The following is a 10,493-nucleotide window of genomic DNA, read 5'->3' on the forward strand; positions in this document are numbered from 1 at the left end:
TTCGCATGACGGTACGGGTCGCTGTCGCGGGCGCGAGCGGGTACGCGGGTGGTGAGCTGCTGCGGCTGCTCCTCGGCCACCCGGACGTGGAGATCGGGGCGTTGACCGCGGGCGGCAACGCGGGCACCCCGCTGAGCCAGCACCAGCCGCACCTGGTCCCGCTGGCCAACCGGGTCCTCGCGGACACCACGGCCGAGGAGCTGGCCGGCCACGACGTGGTCTTCCTCGCCCTCCCGCACGGCAAGTCGGCGGAGATCGCGGCCCAGCTCGGCGAGGACGAGCTGGTCGTCGACTGCGGCGCGGACCACCGCCTGACCGACGCCAAGGACTGGGAGCGCTGGTACGGCAGCGAGCACGCCGGCTCCTGGCCGTACGGCATGCCGGAGCTGCCCGGCGCCCGGGAGAGCCTGCGCGGCGCCAAGCGCGTCGCCGTCCCCGGCTGCTTCCCGACGGCCGCCTCCATCGCGCTGGCCCCGGCCTTCGCGGCGGGCATCGTCGAGCCGGACGTGGTCGTCGTCGCGGCCACCGGCACCTCCGGCGCGGGCAAGTCGCTCAAGCCGAACCTGCTCGGCTCCGAGGTGATGGGCTCGGCCAGCGCCTACGGCGTCGGCGGCAAGCACCGGCACACCCCGGAGATCGTCCAGAACCTCAGCAAGATCGCCGGCGCCCGGGTCGCCGTCTCCTTCACGCCGGTGCTGGTGCCGATGCCCCGCGGCATCCTCGCCACCTGCACGGCTCACCTGAAGTCCACTGTGGACGTGCGTGCGGTGTACGAGAAGGCCTACGCCGACGAGCCTTTCCTGCACCTGCTGCCCGAGGGCGTGTGGCCGACCACGGCGGCGACGCTCGGCGCCAACGCCGTGCACATCCAGGTGACCGTCGACGAGGACACCAACCGGCTGGTCGTGGTGGCCGCCGTCGACAACCTGACCAAGGGCACGGCGGGCGCCGCCGTGCAGTCCATGAACCTGGCCCTCGGGCTGCCCGAGACCACCGGCCTTTCCACCGTGGGAGTCGCCCCGTGACCACATCGCAGATCGCCGTGACCCGCACCGCGGGCGTGACCACGCCGGCCGGATTCCGCGCCGCGGGGGTCGCCGCCGGCATCAAGGCCTCCGGCGCCCCCGATCTGACGCTTGTGATCAACGACGGCCCCCTGGACTCGGCCGCCGCTGTGTTCACCACCAACAAAGTCAAGGCCGCGCCGGTGTTGTGGTCGCAGCAGGCGGTCAGCGACAACCGGCTGCGCGCGGTGGTGCTGAACTCGGGTGGCGCAAACGCTTGCACCGGCCCGGAAGGCTTCCAGGACACGCACAGGACCGCCGAACACGTCGCCAAGGTGCTCAACATCAGCGCCGTCGACGTCGCCGTGTGCTCCACCGGCCTGATCGGCGAGCGGCTGCCGATGGACGCGGTTTTGTCCGGAGTGGACAAAGCGGCGCAGGCCCTCGCCGACACCGAACAGGCCGGCCTGAACGCCGCGACCGGCGTGATGACCACGGACACCCACCCCAAGCAGGCGGCCCTGACCCACCCGACCGGCTTCGCCGTCGGCGGCTTCGTCAAGGGCGCCGGCATGCTCGCGCCCAACATGGCGACCATGCTGTCGGTGATCACCACCGACGCCGTGGTCACGCCGCAGCAGCTGGACGAGATCCTCAAGGCCACCACCAAACTCACCTACGACCGCATCGACGTGGACGGCGGCACCTCCACCAACGACACCGTGCTGGTGCTGGCCTCGGGCGCGTCCGGCGTGCAGCCCTCGGCCGAGGACTTCGCCGAGGCTCTGCACGCCGTCTGCCACGACCTGGTCCGGCAGCTCCAGGCCGACGCCGAGGGCGTCACCAAGGAGGTCGCCGTGACGGTGCAGGGCGCGGCCACCGAGTCCGACGCCGTCGCCGTGGCCCGCGCGGTCGCCCGGGACAGCCTGGTCAAAACCGCTTTCTTCGGCTCGGACCCGAACTGGGGCCGGATCCTGATGGCCCTGGGCAACGCCCCCGCGCAGATGGACGCCGACAAGATCGACGTGACGCTGAACGGCGTGTTGGTGTGCGCCGGCGGCGTCCGCGCCGCCGACCGCGAGGGCGCCGACCTGTCCGGCCGCGACATCGAGGTGCTGATCGACTTGCACGTCGGCGACGCCGCCGCGACGGTGCTCACCACGGACCTTTCCCACGACTACGTCGAAGAGAACAGCGCATACTCCTCATGACCGATGTGACGAAGGCGGAAGCGGCCGGAAAGGCCGAGGTTCTCGTCGAGGCGCTGCCGTGGCTGCAGCGTTTCCACGGCAAGGTCGTCGTGGTGAAGTACGGCGGCAACGCCATGATCGACGACAACCTCAAGCGCGCCTTCGCCCAGGACATGGTGTTCCTGCGGCTGGCCGGCATCCATCCGGTCGTGGTGCACGGCGGCGGCCCGCAGATCAGTGCCATGCTCAAGCGGCTGGGCATCGAGGGCGAGTTCGTCGGCGGCCTGCGCGTGACGTCCCCGGAGACCATGGACGTGGTGCGGATGGTGCTGGTCGGCCAGGTCGGGCGGGAGCTCGTCGGGCTGATCAACGCGCACGGCCCGTACGCCGTCGGCATTTCCGGCGAGGACGCGCAGCTGTTCACCGCCGAGCGCCGAGCGGCCATTGTGGACGGCGAGCCGGTGGACATCGGCCTGGTCGGCGACGTCGTCACGGTGGACCCGGAGTCGGTGCTGGACCTGATTCGGGCCGGCCGGATCCCGGTCGTCTCCACCGTCGCGCCGGACGCGGATGGCGTGGTGCACAACGTGAACGCGGACACGGCGGCCTCGGCCTTAGCTGTGGCACTCGGGGCCGAGAAGCTGGTCGTGCTGACCGATGTCGAGGGCCTCTACACGGACTGGCCCAACCGCGACTCGTTGGTGGCCAAGATCGGCGCGGACCGGCTGGAGGAGCTGATGCCGGGCCTGACCAGCGGCATGGTGCCGAAGATGGAGGCGTGCCTTCGAGCGGTGCGCGGCGGGGTGCCGGCCGCGCACGTGATCGACGGCAGGCTTGCGCATTCGGTGCTGTTGGAAGTGTTCACCAGCAAGGGTGTCGGAACCATGGTGCTACCAGACGAGGAGGCTTGACAGTGACCATCTTGTCCAATGAGGACAGCCGGAGCCGTTGGCAGTCGGCGTTGATGGACAACTACGGCACCCCCCAGCTGGCCCTGGTCCCGAGGCGACGGCGCGCACGTGTGGGACGCCGACGGCAACCGCTATCTCGACCTGTACACCGGCATCGCGGTCAACGCCCTCGGGCACGCCCACCCGGCCGTCGTGCAGGCTGTGACGGAGCAGGTCGGCACGCTCGGCCACACCTCCAACATGTTCGTCAACCAGCCCGCGCTCGAACTGGCCGAGGAGCTCGTCGGCCTCGTCGGGCAGCCGGCCAAGGTGGTGTTCACCAACTCCGGCGCGGAGGCCGTCGAGGCGGCGTTCAAGCTGTCCCGGCTGACCGGCCGGACCAAGCTCATCGCCTTCGACGGCGCGTTCCACGGCCGCACCATGGGCGCGCTGTCGCTGACCGGGCAGCCGGCCAAGCGCAACCCGTTCCTGCCGCTGACGCCGGACGTCGTGCACCTCCCGTTCGGCGACACGGCCGCGCTGGAGTCCGCTGTGGACGGTGACACCGCCGCCGTGTTCATCGAGCCGATCCTGGGCGAGGGCGGCGTGATCCCCGCGCCCGACGGTTTCCTCCAGGCCGCCCGGGAGATCACCAGCCGGCACGGCGCGCTGCTCGTGCTGGACGAGGTGCAGACCGGGCTCGGCCGCTGCGGCGGCTGGTTCCTGTACCAGCAGAGCGGCATCGTGCCGGACGTGATCACCCTGGCCAAGGGCCTCGGCGGCGGGCTGCCGCTAGGCGCCTGCATCGGGGTCGGCGAGGCCGCCGCGTTGTTCAAGCCCGGGCATCACGGCACGACGTTCGGCGGCAACCCGATCTGCTGTGCCGCCGGTCTGGCAACGATCCGGACCATCGCCGCCGAGGGCCTGCACGAGCACGCCGCCGCGCTGGGCAAGGACATCGCCGCCCGCGTCGAGCAGCTGCACCACCCGCTGGTCGCCGGCGTCCGCGGCGTCGGCCTGCTGATGGCCATCGCCCTCAACAAGCCCGTGTCCGGCGCCGTGGCCAAGGCCGCGCAGGCCGGCGGGTTCCTGATCAACAGCGTCCAGCCGGACTCCATCCGGCTCGCCCCTCCGCTCGTGCTCACCGATTCCGACGCGCACGAGTTCGTCGCCGCCCTGCCCAGCTTTCTCGACGCGTCCAGCCCAAAAGACTCGGAGTCCTGAACCATGCCCAGGCACTTCCTGCGCGACGACGACCTGACCCCGGCCGAGCAGCTCGAGGTGCTCGACCTGGCCGACGCCTTCAAGGCCGATCCGCTGGCGCACAAGCCGTTGGCCGGCAAGTCGGTGGCCGCGATCTTCGAGAAGAACTCCACCCGCACCCGCCTGTCGTTCGACGTGGGCATCTCGCAGCTGGGCGGGCACGCGATCATGATCGACGGCCGGTCCATGCAGCTCGGGCGCGAGGAGACGATCGAGGACACCTCCCGGGTGCTGTCCCGCTACGTCGACGCCGTGGTGTGGCGGACCTTCGCGCAGAAGCGCATGGACGCCATGGCTTCCGTGTCCCGCGTCCCCGTGATCAACGCGCTGACCGACGAGTTCCACCCCTGCCAGGTGCTGGCCGATCTCCAGACCATCCGCGAGCGGCAGGGCCGCCTGGCCGGCCTGACCCTGACCTACCTGGGCGACGGCGCCAACAACATGGCCCACTCGCTGCTGCTGGGCGGCGTCACCGCCGGCATGCACGTCCGCGTCGCCTCGCCCGAGGGCTTCCAGCCGGCGGACGGCATCCTGCGCGACGCCCAGAAGCTGGCCGCCGAGACCGGGGGCAGCGCCGCCGCGATCGTCGACCCGCACCAGGCCGTCGACGGCTCCGACGTGCTGGTCACCGACACCTGGACGTCCATGGGCCAGGAGAACGACGGCAAGGACCGCATCGGTCCCTTCCGCCCGTTGCAGGTCAACGCCGAGCTGCTGGGCCGGGCCAACCCCGGCGCCGTCGTGCTGCACTGCCTGCCCGCGCACCGCGGCTGGGAGATCACCGACGAGATCCTGGACGGTCCCTCCAGCGCCGTGTGGGACGAAGCCGAGAACCGCCTCCACGCCCAGAAGGCCCTCCTGGCCTGGCTCATCGCCCACTGAGCCTACCCACCCCACCTGTCACCGCCCTCACTTTTTGCCACATGCGCTTCCCACTTGCGCCCCAGCGCCAAGCGGGAAGCGCATGTGGCAAAACAGCCCCCGCCAACGGTTGAGTAATTACGCATTATCGTGCATACTCATGCGTATGAGTTCGCCGACCACCCGCGCCGCCCGGCAAGGCCGGATCGTCGAGCTGGTGGCGCAGCGGGCGGTGCGCAGCCAGTCCGAGCTGGCGAAGCTGCTGGCCGCCGAGGGTATCGAGACCACGCAGGCGACCCTGTCCCGTGACCTCGACGAGCTGGGCGCGGTCAAGCTCCGTGGCGCCGACGGCGGGGCGCCGGTGTATGTGATCCCCGAGGACGGCAGCCCGGTCCGCGGCGTGGAGGGCGGCATCTCCCGCCTGACCCGCCTGCTGGGGGAGCTGCTCGTCTCCGCCGACTCCTCCGGCAACCTCGCCGTCCTGCGCACGCCCCCGGGCGCGGCGCATTTCCTGGCCAGCGCCCTGGACCGGGCCGCGCTGCACGATGTGGTCGGCACGATCGCCGGCGACGACACGATCTTCGTGGTGGCCCGCGAGCCGCTGACCGGCGCGGAGCTGGCCGAGCGCTTCACGGGCCTGGCGGCCGGTCATGAGTGACGCCGACTTCTGCCGGCAGGCCGTGCTGGCCAACGCGCTCGTCGCCGGCCCCGGTCCGTGGTCCCCGACCACCGTGTACGTCGGCTCCGACGCCGACCAGGTCGTGATCACCTTCGACCAGGGCGTGCCGGTGGCCATCGACGGCGAGACCGTGACCATGCTCCAGGCCGTGCAGGAGCTGAACTGGCGCATCGGCGGCGGCCACCAGCCCGGCGCCGCGACATTGATCGACGCGCACCGGCGGCTCGAAGACGCCACCATCGACCCGGCCCTGCTGGCGTTCAAGCGGCGCATCGAGCGCCAGTGGGCCGAGCTGGTCGAGCAGGGCCAGTGCGACGCACCCCTGAAGGAGGCGCTCGACGCCTTCATCGTCACGTCTCAGGCCGAGGTCACCGGTGAGGTGCGCCTCGACCTGCGCGACCGGCTGAACCCGGCCGCCTGACCGCCATCAACCCAAGGAACGCAAGGAGGAGAGGCAGTGAGCAAGCTCTGGGGCGGGCGGTTCGCCAGCGGTCCGGCCGACGCGATGGCCGCGCTGAGCCTGTCGACGCACTTCGACTGGCAGCTCGCCACGTACGACATCGCCGGGTCGCGGGCCCACGCCCGCGCACTGCACCGCGCCGGCCTGCTCACGGACGACGAGCTGACCCGCATGATCGAGGCTCTCGGCGTGCTGGAGGCCGACGTGGTCTCCGGTGACTTCACGCCGGTCATCGCCGACGAGGACGTGCACACGGCCCTGGAACGCGGCCTCATGGACCGCGCCGGCACCGAGCTCGGCGGCAAGCTGCGCGCGGGCCGTTCACGCAACGACCAGATCGCCACGCTGTTCCGCATGTGGCTGCGTGACGCCGCGCGTCGGGTCGCCAACGGCACACTGGACGTCGTCGACGCTCTCGTGGCGCAGGCGCAGAACCACCCCGGCGCCGTCATGCCCGGCCGCACGCACCTCCAGCACGCGCAGCCGGTGTTGCTGGCCCACCACCTGCTGGCTCACGTGCAGTCGCTGCTGCGGGACGTCGACCGCCTCCGCGACTGGGACGCCCGCACGGCGATCTCCCCGTACGGCTCGGGCGCGCTGGCCGGCTCCTCCCTCGGCCTCGACCCCGCCGCCGTGGCCACCGAACTGGGCTTCACGGAGTCGGCGGAGAACTCCATCGACGGCACCGCGTCCCGCGACTTCGCCGCCGAGATCGCGTTCTGCCTGGCCATGCTGGGCGTGAACCTGTCCCGGATCGCCGAAGAGGTGATCATCTGGACCACCGCCGAGTTCGGCTACGCCGTGCTGGACGACGCGTGGGCCACGGGCAGCTCGATCATGCCGCAGAAGAAGAACCCGGACGTCGCCGAGCTGACCCGGGGCAAGTCCGGCCGCCTGATCGGCAACCTGACCGGCCTGCTGGCCACGCTCAAGGCGCAGCCGCTGGCCTACAACCGGGACCTCCAGGAGGACAAGGAGCCGGTGTTCGACTCGGTGGCGCAGCTGGAGCTGCTGCTGCCGGCGATCGCCGGGCATGCTCGGGACCCTCACGTTCGACACCGCGCGCATGGCCGCGCTGGCGCCGGCCGGCTTCACGCTGGCCACGGACATCGCCGAGGGGCTGGTCCCCAGGGTGCCGTTCCGCGTGGCGCACGAGCCGCGGGGGAGTGCGTGCGGCTGGCCGAGGGCCGTGGCGTCGGCCTCGATGAGCTCACGGACGCCGAGTTCGCCAAGGTCTCCGAGCACCTGACCCCCCAGGTCCGCGAAGTGCTCACGGTGGAGGGCTCCATCGCCTCGCGGGACGGCCGCGGCGGCACCGCGCCCAACCGCGTCGCCGAGCAGTTGGTCCGAGTGGGTGAACGGGTGGCGGCTGCACGTGGGTGGTCCGCGACCGCGCCGCGCCCTTAGGGTTGTCTCCTTGTGACCGAGCTTGCGAGGGAACCATCCAGCACTGCGACCTTGTCGCGGGCCTTCGTCTTCGAGCGGAGCGAGGAAGGCCCGTGACAACGACACGCCGCCAGTTCACTGAGCAGGAGCTCGCCGTCGACCCCGTGGACGCCGCGAAGCTCCTGCTCGGCAGCGTGCTGGAGGCCGACACCCCCGACGGTCCCGTGGGTGTGCGGCTGGTGGAGGTCGAGGCGTACCGCGGCGGCGACGACCCGGCCTCACATTGCTACCGCGGCCGTACGCCCCGGAATGACGTCATGTTCGGCCCACCCGGCTTCCTCTACGTCTACTTCGTCTACGGCATGCACTACTGCGCCAACATCGTCTGCCTGACCGACGGCGTGCCCGGCGCGGTGCTCATGCGCGCCGGCGAAGTCGTCACGGGGCTGGAGGCCGCCCGCAAGCTGCGCCCCAGCGCACGTAGTGACGCCGAGATGGCCAAGGGCCCCGCGCGGCTGACCAGCACGCTGTCGCTGACCCGTGAGGACAACGGCGTGAACCTCCTGCAGCCGGACTCGCCCGTGCGCCTCCTGGCCGGCGACCCCGTGCCACTGGACTCCATCCACGCCGGCCCGCGGGTCGGCGTCGCCACCGCCATGGACCGGCCGTGGCGGTTCTGGATCGACTCCCCGGCCGTGAGCGCGTATCGCCGCGCCAAGAGGCGCTGACAACTCCTTTGCCCTGGTACGGGATGATGGGTCCCGTGAGTGAGCACATCCTCGACGAGCTGTCCTGGCGCGGCCTGACCGCGCAGTCCACCGATCTCGACGCGCTGCGCCGAGACCTGTCGGCGGGCCCGCTCACCCTGTACTGCGGCTTCGACCCGACCGCGCCCAGCCTGCACGCCGGCAACCTGATCCCGCTGCTGGGCCTGCACCGGTTCCAGCGCGCCGGGCACCGACCGATCGTGCTGGCCGGCGGCGCCACCGGCATGATCGGCGACCCCCGCGAGCAGGGCGAACGCGTGATGAACTCGCTGGACACGATCGCCGAGTGGGGTGTGCGCATCCGCGGCCAGCTGGAGCGCTTCGTCGACTTCGACGACTCGCCGACCGGCGCTGTCGTGGTCAACAACCTGGACTGGACCGGCCCCACCACGGTGCTGGAGTTCCTGCGGGACGTGGGCAAGCACTTCTCGATCAACTCCATGCTGTCGCGGGAGACGGTCAAAAAGCGCCTCGACGCCGACGGCATGTCGTTCACCGAGTTCAGCTACCTGCTGCTGCAGTCCAACGACTACCTGGAGCTGTTCCGGCGGCACGGCTGCACGCTGCAGATCGGCGGCTCCGACCAGTGGAGCAACATCCTCGGCGGCGTCGACCTGATCCGGCGGGTGGAGCAGAAGCCGGCCCACGCGTTCACCATGCCGCTGGTCACCGACGCCGAGGGGCGCAAGTTCGGCAAGTCCACCGGCGGCGGCCGGGTGTGGCTGGACCCGGCCATGACCTCGCCGTACTCGTGGTTCCAGTACTTCCTCAACGTCAGCGACGAGACCGCGACCAACTACCTGCGGCTGTTCACCTTCCTCGACCGCGAGGAGCTGGCGGCGATCGACGCGGACACCGCGGAGCGGCCGCATCTGCGCACCGCGCAGCGCCGGCTGGCCGAGCTGCTGACCACGCTGGTGCATGGGGACAAGGAGACGCAGCAGGTCACCGCGGCCAGCCAGGCGCTGTTCGGCCGGGGCGAGCTGCGGGAGCTGGAGCTGTCCACGCTGCTCGCGGCGTTCCAGGAGATTCCGACCGGCCAGGTCCGCCTCGCCGATGCTCCGACCATCGTCGACCTGCTGGTTTCCACCGGCCTGGCCGACAGCCGGGGTGCCGCGCGGCGCACGGTCAAGGAGGGCGGCGCCTACGTGAACAACGCGAAGGTGACCGATGAGGAGTGGAAGCCGGGGCGTGAGGACCTGTTGCACGGGCGGTGTCTTGTGCTCCGACGTGGCAAGCGCCACACTGCTGGGGTCGAGGTCCTCGACTAGCGTGGACGTCGGCCGGGCGGAAGGCCGCTGAGCTGGGACTTCCGCTCTGCCGATGCGGTTGCGGGCGCGATTTGACTTCTCGTTCCCCGGCGCGTAACTTTCTCCAAGTCAGAGCAAACGGACGCCAGCGGGTCACCGACAAAGCCACTGAGAAAGTCTGGTAGAGTCAGTGACGCCGGGACGAACCCCAGCAAGTCAGCTCCTCGGAGCCGATTTGACAGGGAGAATCCGGACCGAATAAGCTTCAAACACAAGCAAACAGAAACACCAAAGCCCCTGAGCGCGGCCTGAATGAGCCAAGTGACGGTGTGCGTGTGTTCTTTGAGAACTCAACAGCGTACTGTAATAGCCAGTACTTGAATGAATAAACCCCTTAGTGGGTTCCTTTGAGATGGTTAAAACTGGATTGATGCCAGTTTGTACTAGTCTCGATCAAACAAAACCTTATTGGAGAGTTTGATCCTGGCTCAGGACGAACGCTGGCGGCGTGCTTAACACATGCAAGTCGAGCGGTAAGGCCCTTCGGGGTACACGAGCGGCGAACGGGTGAGTAACACGTGGGCAACCTGCCCTGCACTCTGGGATAAGCCCGGGAAACTGGGTCTAATACCGGATATGACCTTCTGCCGCATGGTGGAGGGTGGAAAGTTCCGGCGGTGCAGGATGGGCCCGCGGCCTATCAGCTTGTTGGTGGGGTAGTGGCCTACCAAGGCGACGACGGG

At 70.1% G+C, this 10,493-nt stretch carries 9 protein-coding genes, 1 pseudogene and 1 other annotated feature (1 of these 11 running past the window's edge); all 10 genes and pseudogenes read left to right on the top strand.

Annotation, left to right across the window (positions count from 1 at the left end; translation table 11 throughout):
• Positions 1-5 precede the first annotated feature (5 nt).
• Entirely contained in the window at positions 6-1,025 is a 1,020-nt protein-coding gene (gene argC / locus KUTG_RS38860) for an N-acetyl-gamma-glutamyl-phosphate reductase (protein ID WP_043724116.1), read from the top strand.
• A complete protein-coding gene (gene argJ / locus KUTG_RS38865; protein ID WP_232241195.1) occupies positions 1,022-2,215 on the top strand; it encodes a bifunctional glutamate N-acetyltransferase/amino-acid acetyltransferase ArgJ in 1,194 nt (397 codons plus the stop codon). The genes argC and argJ overlap by 4 nt, the downstream gene beginning before the upstream one ends.
• Positions 2,212-3,105 (top strand): acetylglutamate kinase, encoded by an 894-nt coding sequence (gene argB, locus KUTG_RS38870; RefSeq protein WP_043724118.1) that lies wholly within the window; start codon positions 2,212-2,214, stop codon positions 3,103-3,105. Before argJ ends, argB begins: the two co-directional genes overlap by 4 nt.
• 53 nt (positions 3,106-3,158) lie before the next feature.
• A pseudogene (locus KUTG_RS38875) lies at positions 3,159-4,308 on the top strand (acetylornithine transaminase).
• A gap of 3 nt (positions 4,309-4,311) precedes the next feature.
• Complete coding sequence (gene argF, locus KUTG_RS38880) at positions 4,312-5,229, top strand: ornithine carbamoyltransferase (protein ID WP_043724119.1); 918 nt, start codon at positions 4,312-4,314, stop codon at positions 5,227-5,229.
• 145 nt (positions 5,230-5,374) lie between these two features.
• Positions 5,375-5,866, top strand: a complete 492-nt coding sequence (locus KUTG_RS38885) for an arginine repressor (RefSeq protein WP_043724121.1) — start codon at positions 5,375-5,377, stop codon at positions 5,864-5,866.
• Positions 5,859-6,308, top strand: a complete 450-nt coding sequence (locus KUTG_RS38890) for an adenine nucleotide alpha hydrolase family protein (protein ID WP_052395899.1) — start codon at positions 5,859-5,861, stop codon at positions 6,306-6,308. Before KUTG_RS38885 ends, KUTG_RS38890 begins: the two co-directional genes overlap by 8 nt.
• A 36-nt stretch (positions 6,309-6,344) precedes the next feature.
• On the top strand, positions 6,345-7,754 hold the full coding sequence (gene argH / locus KUTG_RS38895; protein ID WP_232241196.1) for an argininosuccinate lyase: 1,410 nt from the start codon (positions 6,345-6,347) through the stop codon (positions 7,752-7,754).
• A gap of 92 nt (positions 7,755-7,846) precedes the next feature.
• The gene (locus KUTG_RS38900) at positions 7,847-8,461 is read left to right on the top strand and encodes a DNA-3-methyladenine glycosylase (RefSeq protein ID WP_043724125.1); all 615 of its coding nucleotides are present in this window, start codon (positions 7,847-7,849) and stop codon (positions 8,459-8,461) included.
• Positions 8,462-8,496: 35 nt separating this feature from the next.
• Positions 8,497-9,771, top strand: coding sequence for a tyrosine--tRNA ligase (gene tyrS / locus KUTG_RS38905; RefSeq protein ID WP_043724127.1), 1,275 nt, complete (start codon positions 8,497-8,499; stop codon positions 9,769-9,771).
• 444 nt (positions 9,772-10,215) lie between these two features.
• Positions 10,216-10,493, top strand: a sequence feature (mutual gap in cmsearch alignment for this rRNA model is longer than 100); it runs 650 nt beyond the window's last position.

Origin of the sequence: Kutzneria sp. 744 (genome assembly GCF_000568255.1) — a bacterium.
Lineage (GTDB): Bacteria > Actinomycetota > Actinomycetes > Mycobacteriales > Pseudonocardiaceae > Kutzneria.

Excerpts from the sequence above, each read along its gene's own strand:
- argC (WP_043724116.1), top strand. The coding sequence starts at position 6 with ATGACGGTACGGGTCGCTGTCGCGGGCGCGAGCGGGTACGCGGGTGGT.
- KUTG_RS38890 (WP_052395899.1), top strand. The coding sequence starts at position 5,859 with ATGAGTGACGCCGACTTCTGCCGGCAGGCCGTGCTGGCCAACGCGCTC.
- argF (WP_043724119.1), top strand. The coding sequence starts at position 4,312 with ATGCCCAGGCACTTCCTGCGCGACGACGACCTGACCCCGGCCGAGCAG.
- KUTG_RS38885 (WP_043724121.1), top strand. The coding sequence starts at position 5,375 with ATGAGTTCGCCGACCACCCGCGCCGCCCGGCAAGGCCGGATCGTCGAG.
- argB (WP_043724118.1), top strand. The coding sequence starts at position 2,212 with ATGACCGATGTGACGAAGGCGGAAGCGGCCGGAAAGGCCGAGGTTCTC.